Raw genomic sequence first — 16,341 nt, 5'->3', positions numbered from 1 at the left:
CCCGATGTCCGACGTCCGCGTCGTCGTCATCGACTGCACCGACACCGGCGCGTCACCACCCACCGCCACCGACCCCACCTGGATCCTGCGGCTCCTGCGGCGCTCGGCCAGGGGACGCGCCGGTGCCCCGGGCATCCCCAGCGAAACTGCGGTCACGGCGTCACTCCCGGTTCGACGAGACGGTCTCGCGCATGGCGCGCAGCGACTCCTTCAGGGAGCCCATGGTGGCGAGGACGGCGGTCGGTTCGTAGCCGCAGTGCGCCATGCAGTTGGCGCAGCGCGGGTCCTTGCCGCGGCCGTACTTGTCCCAGTCGGTGTCCTCGATCAGCTCCCGGTACGTGGGCACGTAGCCGTCGCTCATGAGGTAGCAGGGGCGCTGCCAGCCGAACAGGGAGTAGTTGGGGATGGCCCACGCGGTGCACGGGAAGTCGACCTTGCCCTCGAGGAAGTCGAGGAACAGCGGGGAGTGGTTCAGCCGCCAGCGCCTGCGGTTGCCGCCCGCGAACGCCTTCCTGAACAGCTCCCGGGTCTGCTCCACGCCGAGGAAGTGCTCCTGGTCGGGTGCCTTCTCGTAGGCGTAGGCGGGCGAGATCATCATCTCGTCGACCTTGAGGTCGTCATTGAGGTAGTTGAGCACCTCGACGACCGTCTGGGGGGTGTCGGTGTTGAAGAAGGTCGAGTTGGTGGTGACCCGGAAGCCGCGCCGCTTGGCCTCCTTGATGGCCGCCACGGCCTCGTCGAACACGCCCTCCTTGGCGACGGACTCGTCGTGCCGCTCCCGCAGGCCGTCGATGTGCACCGCGAACGCGAAGTACGGCGACGGGGTGAACTTGTCCATCTTCTTGCGCAGCAGCATGGCGTTGGTGCACAGGAACACGTACTTCCGCCGGGCCACCAACTGGCATGTGATCTCGTCGATCTGAGGGTGCATCAGGGGCTCGCCGCCAGCGATGGACACCATGGGGGCACCGGACTCCAGCACCGCGCCCACCGCCTGCGCGACCGGCATGCGCTGCTTCAGCACGCCGGCCGGGTGCTGGATCTTGCCGCAGCCCTCACAGGCGAGGTTGCAGGCGTAGAGGGGTTCCAGCTCGACGATGAGCGGGAACTTGTCCCGCCCGCGGAGCTTCTGTTCGGCCAAGTATGTAGCGACCTTGATGGACTGGCGCAGCGGCATGGCCATCTGGCTCACCTCCTGGGGAGCAGCAAGGAACGGTGCCATTCGAGGTATGCGGGAAGCACGGAGCGAAGGACGCGGAAAGCCGATATTCCACCGCGCACCGTGCCGATCCGGACCAGTTCATGTTCTGGAGCGTCCACGACCACCCGGACGGCCGCAACCGGGCGCGCGCCCGTGCGGACGGCGCTCAGGAGCGTGGCGGCGGATTCCATGTCCGCCGCGATCGCGCCGGTCGCGAGCAGCCCGGCCCGTTCGGGGCCGCGGACGACGTGGTCGGAGCCGGTGAGCGGGCCGGTGTGCACCGTGCGTCCGGGGAGCGTGCGCGTGAGCTGCTCGACCAGCAGGTCCGTGCCCTCGCAGGGGACGGTGCCGCGTGGGTCGCGGGTCTCCTCGGCGACGACCAGGTCGCCGGGGTGCATGCCGGGCGCGAGTCCGGCGCAGAAGCCCGTGGCCAGCACGGCGGCGCCGGCGAGGGCCGGGTCGGCGAGCACCCGGGTCACCGAGCGTTCGGCGGCGTCCGGCCCCATGCCCGTGCGCAGCACGGTGACCGGCCCGCCCGCGCCACCGCCGGACCGCCTGCGCAGGGCGAACTGCTCGATGCCGAGCGCGCAGGCGATCAGCAGCGGGGCCGGGCCGAGCCGGGTCGTCATCAGCTCCCCTTCGCCTCGGCGAGCGGCTGCCGGGGGCCGGCCGCCGGGGTGGCGTCGCCGGGCAGCGGCCCGCCGTCCGCGGCGGGCACCGGCGGGACGCCGGACGCCGCACCGTCCGGTGGGGCGGCGGCCGACGCGGCGGCCCGGGGCGGCTTCTGGGCGAAGGGGTCCCCGTTCACGTACCGGCCGAGGGCGGTGAGCGGGAAGACCTGGCGGTAGAGGTGGTAGTTGATGGAGAAGTCCCAGGGGAAGCCGGTGCCGGTGAAGTACGGCTCGTCCCAGGAACCGTCCTCCCGCTGGGTGGCCGCGAGCCAGGCGACACCGCGCTGCACCGCGGCGGACTCCCGCTCGCCGGCCGCGAGCAGGGCCATCAGGGCCCAGCCGGTCTGCGAGGCGGTGGAGGCGCCCCGGCCGCTCCAGCCGCGGGCGTCCCGGTAGGAGCGCAGGTCCTCGCCCCAGCCGCCGTCGTCGTTCTGCACCGACTCCAGCCAGGCGACGGCCCGCCGGATCGCCGGGTGGGACGTGGGGATGCCCGCGGCGGTCAGGGCGGGGACGACGGAGCCGGTGCCGTAGAGGTAGTTGACGCCCCAGCGGCCGAACCAGGAGCCGTCCGGCTCCTGTTCGTCCAGCAGCCAGCGGATGCCGCGCCGGGTGCGCGGGTCGTGGGCCAGGCCCTCCACGGCGAGCATCTCCACGACGTGCGCGGTGACGTCGGCGGACGGCGGGTCGATGACCTCGCCGAAGTCGCAGAACGGCAGCCGGTTGGGGAAGGGGCTGGTGTTGTCGACGTCGAAGGCGCCCCAGGCGCCGTTCTTCGACTGCATGCCGAGGTTCCAGCGCACCCCGCGGCCGATGGCGTTGTCGAGGCGTTCCGGGTCGTGGTGCTTGACCCGGCGGAGCGCGAGGACCACCTCCGCGGTGTCGTCGATGTCGGGGTAGTTGTCGTTGTGGAACTCGAACGCCCAGCCGCCCGGCGGGAGATGGGGTCTGCGCACCGACCAGTCGCCGGGGCGCACGATTTGTTCGCCGAGCATCCAGTCGGCCGCCCTGACCAGTTGGGGGTGGTCGGGGGGCAGGCCGGCGTCGGCCAGGGCGATGGTGGCGAGGCAGGTGTCCCACACCGGGGACTGGCACGCCTCGATCATCCGGGCCCCGTCCTCGCGCCACACCGCGAACCGGTCCAGCGACTCCAGGCCGGCCCGCATCACCGGGTGCCTGAGGTCGTAGCCGAGCAGGTGCAGGGCGATCACGGAGTAGACGGCCGGCGGCTGGATGCCGCCCCAGCAGCCGTCGTTCTCCTGGCGTTCGACGATCCAGCGGGCGGCGGTGTTCATGGCGGCCGCCCGCAGGCGTCGCGGAACGATCCTGCGCACGGTGTGCAGGGCCCGGTCGAGCCGCTGGAAGGCGCCGTCCCAGCTGGTCACCGGGGCGAGCGTGCGGGGCGGGTTGGGGCAGCCGGGGTCGGTGTGCAGTTCGTCCAGCGGGAACGGGGCGGGCCGTACCGGCCGTTTCGCGGAGACGATCGTCAGCGGGACGATGGTCTGCCGGGCCCAGCAGCCGAAGTCGTAGATGTTGAGCGGCACCCAGGACGGGAACCAGATGAGTTCGGGCGGGAGTTCCGGCAGGTCCTCCCACTTCCACCAGCCGAACAGGGCCAGCCAGATCCGGGTGAAGACCCGGGAGGCCGCGATGCCGCCCTGCCGGCGGATCCAGTCGGACGCCTTCGCCAGGTGCGGGGCGTCCGGGGCGTCGCCCGCCAGGCGCAGGGCGACGTAGGCCTCGATGGTGGTGGACAGGTCGCCGGGACCGCCGTGGAAGGTGGCCCAGGTGCCGTCCTCGCGCTGCTCCCCGCGGATGAACAGGGCGGCTGCGCGGGTGGTGTCCTCGTCGAGGATGCCGAGGAACTGACGGAGCAGGAGGTCTTCGGCGTCCATCGTGACGTTGGTCTCGAGGTCGCCCTTCCACCAGCCCTGGTCGTCCTGGCGGGACAGCAGGAAGTCGGTGGCGCGCCGCATGGCGCGAGCGGCGACGTCGGGTACCCCGGCCGCCACGGGGGTGTGGTTGTCGGTGTCGTGTTCGCTGGCCGCGACGGTCCGGGGCGGCAGGGCCGCCCCGGTGCTTCCGTCGGTCGTCGCTGTCATGGCTTCCCCTTCGTGCAGTGCTGCATGTCGTGCGTCTGCTGTGGGTCCGCCGTCGGCCGGTGGTGCGCTCCCCGCCTTTCCGGCCGGCGACTACGCGAGGGCTATTCGACCGATAGTGATCATCTCTTCCGTTCGACGACGAAGTCCGCGAGCGCCGTGAACCGTTCCCGCACCTGCTCGGGCATGTCCACGTCGTCGAGGGCCTCGATGGCGGTGGTGTGCTGACGGCGTGCCTCTTCCGCCGTCCACTCGCGTCCGCCCGCCTGTTCGATCAGGGCGGCGCGAGCCGCGAACTCCTCCTCGGAGAAGTTCGCGAAGTCGCTGCTGTCGGCGTCGGCGGCGAGGATCTCGCCGAGCCGCTCGGAGGCGGGGCCGCCCGCGGCGAGGGCGGCGACGACCGGGAGGGACTTCTTGCGCTGGCGCAGGTCGCTCCAGGTCTGCTTGCCGGTGGATCCGGGGTCGCCCCAGATGCCGAGGAGGTCGTCCACGGCCTGGAAGGCGAGCCCGAGGTGGTGGCCGTACTTCTCCAGCGTGTCGGCGGCGCGGTCGTCGGCGCCGCCGAGGACGGCCCCGATGGAGCTGGCGCAGGCGAGCAGGGCTCCGGTCTTGTTGCCCTCCATCTCCAGGCACTCCTCGACGCTGACGCGGTCGCGGTGCTCGTAGGAGATGTCCTGGGCCTGGCCGTCGATCAGGGCGCGGGTGGCGGTGGTGAGGCGGCGCGCGGCGCGGCCCGCCTCCACGGTCCCCAGTTCCAGCAGCATCTCGTTGGCCAGCGCGAACAGGGCGTCGCCGACCAGGATGGCCTGGGCGGGCCCGTGCACCTTCCAGACGGTGTCGCGGTGGCGGCGCTGCTCGTCGCCGTCCATCAGGTCGTCGTGCAGCAACGAGAAGTTGTGGACGAGTTCGACGGCGACGGCGCCGGGCACGCCGGTCTGCGGCGCCGCGCCGGTGACCTCCGCGGACAGGACGGCGAGCGCGGGACGGACCGCCTTGCCGCCGTCGCCGTCGGCGGGGCGGCCCTGGGCGTCGATCCAGCCGAAGTGGTAGGCGGCCACCGCGTCCATGGGAGGGGCCAGACGGTCGACGGCCGCGCGCAGCACCGGCATGGCCAGGGTCCGGCCGCGCTCCAGGAGCGCGGACACGTCCACCGCGGTCCTGCGAGCGGCCTTCGAGGCCGGGGGCACAGTGGGCACAGTCTCTCCTCTTGTTGCGGTACCGGGGGTGCGGCGTCCCGCCGCACCGCTCTGCCGGAGCATCAGGCCGCCTCCTCGAGGGTGAAGAGGTGGGCGGGGCGGGGCCGGCCCAGGGTGTCCAGCGCGGCGTCGGCGGCGCCGATGCCGCTGCGGACCGCGCCCTCCATCGTCGCGGGCCACCCGGTGGCCGTCCAGGCGCCGGCGAGGTACAGGCCGGGTGCCTCGGTGCGGGCGCCGGGCCGCAGGCGTCCCACGCCGGGGGCGGGGACGAAGGTGGCGTGGCGTTCGCGGGTGACGAAGAAGTCCCGGACCTCGGCTCCCCGGGTGCGCGGCAGGAGCCGTTCCAGCTCGGGCAGGTACCGCTCGCGCAGCACGGACACCGGCGTGTCGATCTCGTCCTGGGCCACCGACTGCGACACCGCCAGGTACTGGCCCCTTGTCAGTCCGGAGGCCGCGGTGCGGTCGAAGACGAACTGCACGGGCGTGCCGAGGGCGGCGAGGAAGGGCCGGGTGAGGACGGTGCGGTCGTAGACGACGTGCACGTTGAGGATCGGCGCGGTGTCGATGCCGAGCAGCCGGTCGGGGTCGTCGAGCGCGCCCGCGGGCAGCAGGGCGTGGGCCTCGCGCTGGGGCACGGCGAGGACGACGGCGTCGGCCTCGACCGTCCCGTCGGCGGTGTGCACGTTCCACCGGCCGTCGTCGCGGGGGGCGACGGCGCCGACGCGGGTGCGGACCTCGGTGCGCACGCCGGCGGTGTCCAGGGCCCGGCGGGCGAGCCGGTCGTGCAGGTCGCCGAGCGGGACGGAGGCCCAGCCGATGTCGGCGGCCCCGGGGTCGGAGAGCAGGCCGGTCTTGAAGACCATCGCGGCCAGGGCGAGCGAGGAGTCGTCGGCGACGGCGTTGAGGGTGGCGATCCCGACGAGGTCCCACAGGGCCTCGACGGCGCGCGGCGACTGGCCGTGGGCGGCGAGCCAGCTGCCGAAGTCCTGGGTGTCGAGGGCGGGGTCGGCGAGGTCGAGCCGCTGGAGCGCGAGCGCGGCGCGGCCCACCCGCGCCCGGTCGGCGAGCGAGAGGTGCGGGTAGGCGGCGAGGCTGCGCCCGAGGTGGAGGGGCACGGGCAGCGGGTCGCGGCGGAGCCGGCCGAGACGGCGTCCCGCGGGGCGGTCGAGGTCGACGACGGGGACGTCGAGGCGGTCCTGCAGCGGGGCGAGGGCGGCGCCGCCGACGCGGTCGAGGAACCAGCGGTAGGCGGTGCAGCAGCGCAGGTAGACGTGCTGGCCGTTGTCGACGGTCAGCTCGCCGCGCCGGAAGGAGAAGGCGAGCCCGCCGAGACGGGGGCGGCCCTCCAGGAGGGTGACGCGGACGCCCGCGTCGGCGAGCGCGAGGGCCGCGGTGGTGCCGGCGAGGCCGCCGCCGACCACCACGGCGTGGCGCACGGCCGCCGGGTCCGGCGCCTGCGCTGCTTCGGGCCTGGTGACGCGGTTCATCGTCCGCCCTCCCCCGGACGGCCGGTGAACCGGTTCGGCGGTACGCGGCCGGCCGTCCTGGAGGGGGACGCGGCCGGGCCGTGGAGGGTTGCCCCCCGCTTGTCCCGCGCGGTGCCGTCGCGGATCGGGGTGCCGGTCACGCGCGCCTCCTGACGGTCCGCCGGTTGAGGTGCCGGGCGTCCAGGCCGGACAGTCCGCGGACCGCGACGTACGCCTTCTCCCGGCCGGGGAGGGAGACCCGGCCGCGCAGCACGGCGTCGGGGTCGCGCTCGATGCGGTCCAGGAGGCGACGGTAGATGCCGGCCATGGCGGCCACGCAGGCCCCGCTGCGCCGGTCGAGCATCGGCAGCAGCCGGTAGCCCTCGGCGAACAGGGCGCGGGCGCGGCGCACCTCGAAGTGCACCAGTCCGGTGAAGTCGGAGCCCTCCGGCGGGGTCGGCGCGGCGAACCCGGCCGAGCAGCCGAACTTGGCGAGGTCGTCGGCGGGGAGGTAGGTGCGTCCGCCGACGGCGTCCTCGCGGACGTCGCGCAGGATGTTGGTGAGCTGGAGGGCAAGGCCGAGGGTGTCGGCGTACTCGGGGGCGCGTTCGGCGCCGCGCGCGCCCGGCTCGGTGCCGAACACGCCGAGGGAGAGCCGGCCGATGGCGCCCGCGACGCAGCGGCAGTAGACCTTGAGGTCCTCCCAGGTCTCGTAGGTGGCGCCGCGCACGTCCATCTGGACACCGTCGATGAGTTCGTCGAGCCCGCCGAGCGGGATCGGGAAGCGCTCGGCGGCGTGGGCGAGTGCCACCGCGACCGGGTCGGTGTCGTCCTCGTCGACCGCGCCCCGGCGGATCCGGGCGAGCAGCTCCCGGGTGTCCTCCAGACGGGCGACCTTCACCTCGCGGTCCAGCGTGCCGTCGCCGATGTCGTCGACCCGGCGGGAGAACGCGTACAGCGCCGACATCGCGCGCCGCTTCGGCGCCGGCAGCAGCCGGATGCCGTAGGCGAAGTTGCGTGCCTGCTGTCCGGTGACGGCCTCGCAGTAGCGGTAGGCGGCGAGGACCGGCGGGGACGCGTACGCTTGCGGCTCCACGGTCCGGATCACCTCTTTCCTCGCAGTGTGAGGCCCACCTCGCGCAGCAGGTGCGTCCTGCCGGGCTTGGGCGGGCCGGGAAGTACGTCGAATTCGGCGGCGGTGATCGCGCGGACGGCCGCCCGTCCCCCTCCCACGAACCCGGCCAGCAGCAGCTTGAGCCGGCCGTGGACGCCGGCCACCAGGGGGTCCCCCTCGTCCAGGAGGTCGCGGGCGCGCTGCGTCTGGTGAGCGATCAGGGCGCGGACCGAGGCGCCGGCGGTGGGCGCGGCGAGGTCCGTCTCCTGGACGTGGAAACGTTTCATGTCGGCGGCGGGGAGGTAGATCCGGTCCCGGCCGAGGTCCTCGGTGACGTCCTGGAGGTGCTCGACGATCTGCAGGGCCGTGCAGACCGCGTCGGAGCGGCGGATTCGCTCGGGGGTCGCGGTGCCGGTGACGGCGAGCACCAGCCGGCCGACGGGGTTGGCGGACAGCGCACAGTAGGCGAGCAGGTCGTCGTAGGTCTCGTAGCGCCGGACGAGCTGGTCCTGGCGGTTGGCGGCGATCAGGCCGAGGAAGGGTTCGGGGGTCAGGGCGCGGCGGCGGACCGTGGGCTGCAGGCGGCGCAGCAGCGGGTGGCGCGGGGTGCCCTCGAACACCCGGTGCAGGTCGGCCTCGAAGGCGTCCAGCAGGGCCGTGCGGTCCTGTGCCCGGTCGTCAGGGACGCCGAGCAGGCGGGCGTCGGCGCCGCCGGGGGCGAGGTCGCCGTCGCCGATGTCGTCGACCAGCCGGGCGAACCCGTAGACCGCCATCAGGTCGTCGCGCCACGGACGGGGCAGGAAGAACGGCGCCACGGGGAAGTTCTCCGCGGCGGCCTTGTCGAGGGTGGCGCGTTCCGGCGCGGTGCGCGCCCTGCCGGTCCGGTTCATCGTGGGCTGCCCTGGGCGGGGACGGCACATTCGGCGTTCACTCGGGGAGCCTCCGTAGCCATTGCCGTCACATCTCCCGTTCTACACTGTTGACCCAATACGCACTATTTCGGACACGCCGCCCGGACTTCCTCCGGACGGCCCGCGGGATGGTGTCGCGCAGTATGGCCCTGATTGCCGCCTTTGGGGACCGCTACAGCTTACGTTGTACAACGCGGTACGCGGCGCCGGGGTGTCTCGGCCCCGCCCCGGCACACCGTCGGGTGTCAGGGTGTCGCCGGGCGGGGACAGCTGACGCTTCTTCTGCGGACGCCGGACCGCCCGGCACGGTTGCGCCGACCCGGGACGGACGGCCCGGGACGGCCCGGGACGGCCCGGGTCACTTCGCGGTGAACTTCTCGTACTCCTTGAGCACCTCGTCGGTCGGTCCGTCCATGCGCAGCTCGCCGCGCTCCAGCCACAGGACGCGGTCGCAGGTGTCCCGGATGGACTTGTTGTTGTGGCTGACCAGGAAGACCGTGCCGGCCTGCTCGCGCAGCTCCCGGATGCGGGCCTCGGACCGCTTCTGGAACTTGCGGTCCCCGGTGGCCAGCGCCTCGTCGATCATGAGGACGTCGTGGTCCTTGGCGGCGGCGATGGAGAACCGCAGCCGGGCGGCCATGCCGGAGGAGTAGGTGCGCATCGGCAGGGTGATGAAGTCGCCCTTCTCGTTGATGCCGGAGAAGTCGACGATCTCCTGGTACCGCTCCTTGATCTGTTCGCGGGACATGCCCATCGCGAGGCCGCCCAGGATGACGTTCCGTTCGCCCGTCAGGTCGTTCATCAGGGCCGCGTTGACACCGAGCAGGGAGGGCTGGCCGTCGGTGTAGACCTTGCCCTCCTCGGCGGGGAGCAGCCCGGCGATGGCGCGCAACAGGGTCGACTTGCCGGAGCCGTTGGAGCCGATCAGGCCGATGGCCTCGCCCCGGTAGGCCACGAAGGAGACCCCCCGCACGGCGTGCACGGTGCGCACTCCGCGGGCCGAGTCGTCCTTGCCCCGTCGCAGGATCCGGCTCAGCGCGGCCGTGGCGCTGCCCCGGCCGCCCCGCGCGGCGTTCACGCGGTAGACGATGTGCAGTCCGTCCGCGATGACGGTGGGGACGCGGTCCGGCGTCGGGTCGTCAGCCACGGCCGTACCTCTCCTCGGCCTTCCAGAAGTAGACGAACCCGACCCCGCCGGCCAGCAGGGCCCAGCCGAGGCCGAAGGCCCACACGTGCGCGGGCAGGTAGGAGGAACCGTAGCCGTCGATCAGGGCGAAGCGGACCAGGTCCATGTAGACGGCCGCCGGGTTCCACTGGAGCACGTCGCTCACCCAGCCGGGCACGTTCTTGTCGGCGAGCATCGCCGGGATGCTGAACATCACGCCCGAGGCGTACATCCAGGTGCGCAGCACGAACGGCATCAGCTGGGCGAGGTCGGGGGTGCGGCTGCCCAGCCGGGCGAAGATCAGCGCCAGACCGGTGTTGAAGACGAACTGCAGCAGCAGCACCGGCGCCACCAGCAGCCACGACCACGACGGCAGCGAACCGAACGCCATCACCACCACGACCAGCACGATCATGGAGAACAGCAACTGCTGGAGCTGCTGGAGCGCGAACGAGATCGGCAGCGAGGCGCGCGGGAAGTGCAGCGCCCGCACCAGCCCCAGGTTCCCCGAGATCGCCCGCACCCCCGCCAGCACCGAGCTCTGGGTGAAGGTGAACACGAACACGCCGGTCACCAGGAACGGCACGTACACATCGCTCGGGATGCCCCGCCGGGCGCCGAGCAGCAGGCCGAAGATGAAGAAGTAGACGGCCGCGTTCAGCAGCGGCGTCACCACCTGCCACAGCTGGCCCAGCTTGGCCTGGCTGTACTGGGCCGTCACCTTCGCCTGGGAGAACGCCAGGATGAAGTGCCGCCGCCCCCACAGCTGACGGACGTACTCCGGCAGCGACGGCCGGGCCCCGCTGACCGAGAGCCCGTGCTTGGCGGCCAGCTCCGCCGCCGTGAGGCCCTCGTCGGACGGCACGGACGCGCCGGCCGCGACCGTGCCGTCGTGCGTTGTCTCACTCACCAGTGGCTAGCTTTCGTCGTCGAGATGCGCGGCCCGGGGGCCTGGCATGCGCCGGGGAGCCGGTGCGGCTCCGTGGTTCCCGCACACGAGCTTGTCAGATCACCGGGGGCCGGCCCAGCCGGGTCAGCCGCCACACGGTGCGCCACCTCATGGGACGCCGGGGTCCGCACGGGGTGGCCCAGCCCTCCCGGAACCCGCCGAACCAGGCCCGCAGGGCCGCGCGCGAGGGGCGCCGCGCGAGGGTGAGCAGCACCCAGACGCCCAGGTACACCGGGACCAGCGGCGCGGGCAGGTTCCGCCGGGCCAGCCAGACCCGGTTGCGGGCCACCATCCGGTGGTAGACCGCGTGCCGCGAGGGCGCGGTGGTCGGGTGGTACAGGACCATGTCGGACCGGTAGTCGATCATCCAGCCGGCGTCGAGGGCCCGCCAGGCCAGGTCGGTCTCCTCGTGCGCGTAGAAGAACTCGTCCGGCAGCCCGCCGACCTCGGCGAAGACCTGGGTGCGCACGGCGTTGGCGCCGCCGAGGAAGGTGGTCACGCGGGAGGAGCGCATCGGGTCGGAGGCCCGCAGCCGGGGCACGTGGCGGCGCTGGGTGACGCCGGTCTCCGGGTCGGCGATGCGGAAGCTGATGATGCCGAGCGCCGGGTCGGCGGCGAACGCCTCGCGGCACAGTTCGGCCGTGTCCTCGCGCGCCAGCAGCCCGTCGTCGTCGAGGAACAGCAGGACGTCGACGTCCCGGCCGCCCGGCCCGAACGCCTCGATGCCGACGTTGCGGCCGCCGGGGATACCGAGGTTCTCCGGCAGTTCCACGGTGCGCACGGTGTCGGAGAACTCCGCCACGTCGGGCACGGGCGAGCCGTTGCCGACCACGACGACCTGGACCGGGTCGCCCTGCTGGCGGGCGACCGAGTCGAGGAGGGCGCGCAGCTCGTCGGGGCGGTTGCCCATCGTGATGACGACGGCCCCGACCTTCAAGGCGCTCACCGCAGCCTGCTGGAGGCCAGGACGGACACCAGGTGCAGCACGGTCTGCAGCAGGGCGATGCCCGCCAGGACGGCCGTGCCGAGCCGGGTGAAGAACAGGTCGCCGTGGACCGCGTCGGCGATCGCCAGGACCAGGATCAGCAGCGACGCCTCGATGCCGAGGATCAGCCGGTGGAACTTCAGGGCGGCGGCGGCCCGGCGGGCCAGCGCCATGCCGGAGGAGCGGGGCTCGGCCGCGGACTCCTTGACCGGCGGCAGCCCGGCCTGGTGGCGGGCGACACCGACCAGGTCGGTCTCCGCCTTGATCAGGATCGCGCCGAGGGCGGCCAGGGTGCCGAGGAAGGCCCACAGCCAGTCGATGCGCCCGGGGCCCCACAGGTCGGCGGCCCGCAGGCCGAGACCGACCAGGACGGCCGCGTCGCACAGGTAGGCGCCGACCCGGTCCAGGTAGACGCCGCCGAGCGAGTACTGCTTCTTCCAGCGGGCGACCTCGCCGTCGACGCAGTCCAGCAGCAGGTACATCTGGACCATGAGCACGCCGAGGACGGCCCCCGCGACCCCCGGCACCAGCAGGGCCGGGGCCGCGAGGACACCGAAGACGGTCATCAGGTACGTGAGCTGGTTGGGCGTGACCCTGGTGTTCACCAGGTAGCGGTCCACCCGCAGGGACACCTCGCGCATGTAGAGGCGTCCCATCCAGTGCTCACCGCTGCGCCGGTCCTTGATCCCCGGAGGGTGCACGACCGGCCGGAGTTCAGCTACCGATGGCCTTGACATAGTCGGTGTAGACGTCCTTGATCTGTTCGGTCTTCAGGTCGAGATGCTCGAGGATCGTGTAGCGGCCGGGCCGGGTCTCCGGGGCGAACTCGACGGCCCGGACGAACTCCTCCGCCGTGAAGCCGATGTCCTCCGGCAGGACCGGCAGCCCGTGCCGGCGCAGCACCCCGGCCATGTACGCCGCGTCCTCGTGCGCGCCGCGCAGGTACATCGCGAACGCGGCGCCCAGGCCGCACTGCTCGCCGTGGGCGGCGGCGCGCTTGGGGAAGAGCAGGTCGAAGGCGTGGTTGATCTCGTGGCAGGCCCCCGAGGACGGCCGCGAGTCGCCCGACACCGACATGGCGATGCCGCTGAGGACCAGTGCCTCGGCGAGCACCTGGAGGAAGTCGTTGTCCGCGATGCCTCCGGGGTGGCGCAGCACGGACTCGCCGGCCTGCCGGGCCATGGCCGCGGCGAGGCCGTCGATCCGCTCGCCCTTGACGCGGCAGGCCAGTTCCCAGTCCGCGACGGCGGAGACGTTGGACACGGCGTCGCCGATCCCCGCCCGCACGAAGCGCACCGGGGCCTCACGGATGACGTCGAGGTCGATGACGACGGCGATCGGGTTGGGCACGCCGTAGGAGCCGCGGCCCGCGTCGTTGTCGAGGGTGGCGACCGGCGAGCACAGACCGTCGTGCGCGAGGTTCGTCGGGACGGCGACCAGGGGCAGGCCCACGCGTGCCGCCGCGAACTTCGCGCAGTCGATGATCTTGCCGCCGCCGAGACCCACGACGGCGTCGTAGTGGCCGGCCTTCATGGCTCCCGCCAGCCGGACCGCGTCGTCGAGGGTGCCGCCGCCGACCTCGTACCAGGAGGCGCCGGGCAGCGAGGCGGAGATCCGCTCGCGCAGCCGGGCGCCGGAGCCGCCGCTGACGGCGACGGCGAGGCGGCCGGACTGCGCGATGCGCTCGTCGGCGAGGACGCAGCCGAGGTCGTCGAGGGCCCCGGGGCGGATGTCGACGACCAGCGGGGACGGGATGAGACGGGTCAGTACAGGCACGCGATCTCCCGCCCGCGGGCCAGGTCGTCGTGGTTGTCGATCTCGACCCACTTGACGTCGCCGATGGGTGCCACGTCGATCCGGAAGCCCCGGTTGACGAGCTCCTGGTAGCCGTGCTCGTAGAACTGCTGCGGGTCGGTCTCCCAGACGGTCTTCAGCGCGTCCACGAGGTCCGGGGCGGCGTCGCCCTCGATGAGGGTGACGCCGATGTACTCGCCGGTGGCCTCGGCGGGGTCCATCTGCTTGGTGATCTTCGTGACGCCCTTGGCGGGGTCGGCGACGACCTTCATCTCCTCGTCGGCCAGCGGCTTGACGTCGTCGAGCGCGAGGATGATCCGCTTGTCCCCGCCGCGGGCGGCGAGCAGGGTCTTCTCGACGGAGACGGGGTGCACGGTGTCGCCGTTGGCGAGGATCACGCCGTCCTTGAGGGCGTCACGGCCGCACCACAGGGAGTAGGCGTTGTTCCACTCCTCGGCCTTGTCGTTGTCGATGAGCGTGATCTTGAGGCCGTACTTCTCCTCCAGGGCCGCACGGCGCTCGTAGACGGCCTCCTTGCGGTAGCCGACGATGACCGCGGCCTCGGTGAGGCCGACCTCCGCGAAGTTGGCGAGGGTGAGGTCGAGCACCGTGGGCTCGCCCTCGGTGCCCGCGGGCCCCACCGGCACCAGTGCCTTGGGAAGGCTGTCGGTGTAGGGGCGCAGACGCCGTCCGGCGCCGGCGGCCAGCACGAGGCCGATCATGCGGGTTCTCCTTCATCGTGAACGGCGGGTGCCCCGCCCCGGTGGGCGGTCACCCAGAAGCGGATGCTCTCGGCGAGCACCAGCAGGGCCACGGCCACGGCGAGCACCGTGAGCGCGACCGTGAACTGTGAGGCGGTGAGCAGCGCGGCGAGGACGGCGACCGCCAGAACGCGGCCCTCGTGCCCCCCGATCGCCCGCACCAGCCAGCGCGGGGGCGCGCCCGCGTTGCCGCGGATGCGGTAGACCGTGTCGTAGTGATGGTAGGCGACGGCGGCCACCAGCCCGTAGGCCGCGGGAAGGGCGCCGTTCACCTCCGCGCGGGCCGCCAGGGCCAGGACGGTGCCGTACTCGGCGGCCCGGAAGAGGGGCGGGACGAGCCAGTCGAGGGCGCCCTTGAGGGGCAGCGCGACCGCCGCGGCCGAGGTGAGGACGTACAGGCCGGCCAGGGCGACGGGCAGCACGCCCCCGTACGGGGTCAGGGCGGCGGCGGCCACCACCAGCGCGGCGCCGGGCAGCGCCACGAGGGCGCGGGAGCCCAGGGGGCCCCGGGCGGGCAGCCCGCGGAGCCGGCCCGCGAGGGCCTCGGCGAGGGGGCCGGAGTCGGCGAGGTCGGCGAGCGCCCGGGCGGCCCGGTCGGTGCGGCTCGCCCTGCGGGTCAGGGAGCGCAGGACGCGGCCGGCCGTGGTGTAGAGCGCGGCGAAGGAGCAGCCGACGAGCAGGGCGTAGAAGGTGATGCGGGGGGTGGTGACGGCGGTGAGGACGGCGATCATCGCCCAGCGCTCACCGATCGGGAGCACGATCATCCGGCGCGCCCACACCGTCCAGCCGACACCGTCGAGCCGGTCGGAGAGGGCGGCCGTGGGACTGGTGTTGGCGGTGGCGTCGTGGTTGGCCTCGTTGAAGGAGAAGTCCACGACGTGCCGGCAGGTCTGGAGGACCATCGCGCCGAGGGCGAGCGCCCAGACGTCGTCGCCGCCGCGGGCGGCCCCCAGGGCGAGACCGGCGTAGTAGGCGTACTCCTTGGCCCGGTCGAAGGTGGCGTCGAGCCAGGCGCCGAGGGTGGAGTACTGCAGGGAGTAGCGGGCGAGCTGGCCGTCGGTGCAGTCCAGCACGAACGAGGCCAGGAGCAGGACGCCGGCGGCGACGAAGCCGGCGCGGGTTCCGGTGGCGGCGCAGCCGGCCGCTATGAGCGCGGTGAGCAGCGAGGCGGTGGTGACCTGGTTGGGCGTGAGTCCGCGCCGGGCGCACCAGCGGGCGAGGTAGCGGGAGTACGGGCTGATGCAGAAGGTGGTGAAGAAGCCGTCGCGCGCCTTGACGGCGGACTTCAGGCGGATCGCCTCGTCGTCGACGGCGGCCACCGCCTGCCGGGCCTCGTTGCGGGCCTGCGGGTCGTCGGGGACGGTCGCGACCAGACGGCCGAGCTCGGGCCGGTGGAGGTCGGCGCCCTCGGCGGCCAGTCCGGCGGCGAGACGGTCGGGGAGTCCGGCGGCGAGGGCGGTGCGCCCGGGGGCCGGGGCCGCGCCGTCGGTGGCGTCGGGGCCGTCGGTGCCGGGGGCGTCGGTCGTGGCCGGGGTGTCGGTGCCGGCGTTCTCCCGGGCCAGGGCGCGGGTGAGGGCCTGGCGGCCGGCGGGCTGGGCGGTGACGGCTCCCGGGATCGCGGCGAGCGGGAAGCGGGGGTCGGTCAGGCCCAGGCGCAGGGCGTGCTCGTGCCCCACGAACCGGGCGTCGACCACGGCGACCCGCCGGTCGGCGGGCACGGCGGCCAGCAGGGCCTCCGCCTCGCCGGGGCCGGAGGCGGCGCGCACGTCGAATCCGAGCGAGCGCAGCTCGGACTCGAGCGGCGAACCGGGGACCGGTTGACCGGTGAGGATGGCGGTCGACAACCGAACTCACTCCCTGAGGGGCCGACGCGTCCACGCCGGTCGCGTGCATGGCGGACGCCCGTGCCGGGGGCCTGCGGGCGGCATGTCGGCAGAGGTTATCCGATGCCTGGAAGCCCGCGTTCACCGACCGTTCGGCGGCCGGTTCTTCGTGGTTCGGGCGGCATCCCTGCCGCGATCATCATCGGGGA

The 16,341-nt window shown here is 73.3% G+C and carries 15 protein-coding genes; all 15 read right to left on the bottom strand.

What is annotated here, in order from left to right:
• Nucleotides 1-156 (bottom strand): flavodoxin-dependent (E)-4-hydroxy-3-methylbut-2-enyl-diphosphate synthase (locus tag AC02VZ_RS21470; RefSeq protein WP_476476151.1); only part of this gene is annotated, 156 nt, incomplete at its 3' end.
• Nucleotides 157-160: 4 nt separating this feature from the next.
• Nucleotides 161-1,183: an adenosyl-hopene transferase HpnH gene (gene hpnH / locus AC02VZ_RS21465; protein WP_476476150.1), complete on the bottom strand. Its 1,023-nt coding sequence runs from the start codon at nt 1,181-1,183 to the stop codon at nt 161-163.
• Nucleotides 1,184-1,188: 5 nt separating this feature from the next.
• On the bottom strand, nt 1,189-1,830 hold the full coding sequence (locus AC02VZ_RS21460; protein ID WP_432055401.1) for a phosphorylase family protein: 642 nt from the start codon (nt 1,828-1,830) through the stop codon (nt 1,189-1,191).
• Nucleotides 1,830-3,971, bottom strand: a complete 2,142-nt coding sequence (gene shc, locus AC02VZ_RS21455; protein WP_432055400.1) for a squalene--hopene cyclase — start codon at nt 3,969-3,971, stop codon at nt 1,830-1,832. The genes AC02VZ_RS21460 and shc overlap by 1 nt, the downstream gene beginning before the upstream one ends.
• Before the next feature lie 119 nt (nt 3,972-4,090).
• The gene (locus tag AC02VZ_RS21450; protein WP_432055408.1) at nt 4,091-5,155 is read right to left on the bottom strand and encodes a polyprenyl synthetase family protein; all 1,065 of its coding nucleotides are present in this window, start codon (nt 5,153-5,155) and stop codon (nt 4,091-4,093) included.
• A 71-nt stretch (nt 5,156-5,226) separates the two neighbouring features.
• Complete coding sequence (hpnE, locus tag AC02VZ_RS21445) at nt 5,227-6,651, bottom strand: hydroxysqualene dehydroxylase HpnE (RefSeq protein WP_476476145.1); 1,425 nt, start codon at nt 6,649-6,651, stop codon at nt 5,227-5,229.
• 136 nt (nt 6,652-6,787) lie between these two features.
• Nucleotides 6,788-7,738: a presqualene diphosphate synthase HpnD gene (gene hpnD / locus AC02VZ_RS21440; protein ID WP_432055398.1), complete on the bottom strand. Its 951-nt coding sequence runs from the start codon at nt 7,736-7,738 to the stop codon at nt 6,788-6,790.
• Nucleotides 7,735-8,634, bottom strand: coding sequence for a squalene synthase HpnC (gene hpnC, locus AC02VZ_RS21435; protein ID WP_476476144.1), 900 nt, complete (start codon nt 8,632-8,634; stop codon nt 7,735-7,737). Before hpnC ends, hpnD begins: the two co-directional genes overlap by 4 nt.
• A gap of 379 nt (nt 8,635-9,013) precedes the next feature.
• Nucleotides 9,014-9,802, bottom strand: coding sequence for an ABC transporter ATP-binding protein (locus AC02VZ_RS21430; protein WP_432055396.1), 789 nt, complete (start codon nt 9,800-9,802; stop codon nt 9,014-9,016).
• Nucleotides 9,795-10,730, bottom strand: a complete 936-nt coding sequence (locus tag AC02VZ_RS21425) for an ABC transporter permease (RefSeq protein ID WP_432055395.1) — start codon at nt 10,728-10,730, stop codon at nt 9,795-9,797. The genes AC02VZ_RS21430 and AC02VZ_RS21425 overlap by 8 nt, the downstream gene beginning before the upstream one ends.
• A 94-nt stretch (nt 10,731-10,824) precedes the next feature.
• Nucleotides 10,825-11,679 carry a glycosyltransferase family 2 protein gene (locus AC02VZ_RS21420; RefSeq protein WP_432055407.1) on the bottom strand — a complete coding sequence of 285 codons (855 nt, stop codon included), beginning with the start codon at nt 11,677-11,679 and terminating at the stop codon, nt 10,825-10,827.
• A 32-nt stretch (nt 11,680-11,711) separates the two neighbouring features.
• Nucleotides 11,712-12,491 carry a CDP-alcohol phosphatidyltransferase family protein gene (locus tag AC02VZ_RS21415; RefSeq protein ID WP_432055394.1) on the bottom strand — a complete coding sequence of 260 codons (780 nt, stop codon included), beginning with the start codon at nt 12,489-12,491 and terminating at the stop codon, nt 11,712-11,714.
• Nucleotides 12,469-13,530, bottom strand: coding sequence for an iron-containing alcohol dehydrogenase family protein (locus AC02VZ_RS21410; RefSeq protein WP_432055393.1), 1,062 nt, complete (start codon nt 13,528-13,530; stop codon nt 12,469-12,471). Before AC02VZ_RS21410 ends, AC02VZ_RS21415 begins: the two co-directional genes overlap by 23 nt.
• A complete protein-coding gene (locus tag AC02VZ_RS21405; protein ID WP_432055392.1) occupies nt 13,518-14,270 on the bottom strand; it encodes a phosphocholine cytidylyltransferase family protein in 753 nt (250 codons plus the stop codon). The genes AC02VZ_RS21410 and AC02VZ_RS21405 overlap by 13 nt, the downstream gene beginning before the upstream one ends.
• Nucleotides 14,267-16,153 (bottom strand): DUF5941 domain-containing protein, encoded by a 1,887-nt coding sequence (locus tag AC02VZ_RS21400; RefSeq protein WP_476476143.1) that lies wholly within the window; start codon nt 16,151-16,153, stop codon nt 14,267-14,269. Before AC02VZ_RS21400 ends, AC02VZ_RS21405 begins: the two co-directional genes overlap by 4 nt.
• Nucleotides 16,154-16,341: the final 188 nt, after the last annotated feature.

The organism is Streptomyces sp. 3-6, from assembly GCF_056323165.1.
This window is presented reverse-complemented; position numbering and strand designations above follow the sequence as displayed.

Excerpts from the sequence above, each read along its gene's own strand:
- hpnH (WP_476476150.1), bottom strand. The coding sequence starts at position 1,183 with ATGGCCATGCCGCTGCGCCAGTCCATCAAGGTCGCTACATACTTGGCC.
- AC02VZ_RS21460 (WP_432055401.1), bottom strand. The coding sequence starts at position 1,830 with ATGACGACCCGGCTCGGCCCGGCCCCGCTGCTGATCGCCTGCGCGCTC.
- shc (WP_432055400.1), bottom strand. The coding sequence starts at position 3,971 with ATGACAGCGACGACCGACGGAAGCACCGGGGCGGCCCTGCCGCCCCGG.
- hpnE (WP_476476145.1), bottom strand. The coding sequence starts at position 6,651 with ATGAACCGCGTCACCAGGCCCGAAGCAGCGCAGGCGCCGGACCCGGCG.
- hpnC (WP_476476144.1), bottom strand. The coding sequence starts at position 8,634 with ATGAACCGGACCGGCAGGGCGCGCACCGCGCCGGAACGCGCCACCCTC.
- AC02VZ_RS21420 (WP_432055407.1), bottom strand. The coding sequence starts at position 11,679 with ATGGGCAACCGCCCCGACGAGCTGCGCGCCCTCCTCGACTCGGTCGCC.
- AC02VZ_RS21415 (WP_432055394.1), bottom strand. The coding sequence starts at position 12,491 with ATGTCAAGGCCATCGGTAGCTGAACTCCGGCCGGTCGTGCACCCTCCG.
- AC02VZ_RS21405 (WP_432055392.1), bottom strand. The coding sequence starts at position 14,270 with ATGATCGGCCTCGTGCTGGCCGCCGGCGCCGGACGGCGTCTGCGCCCC.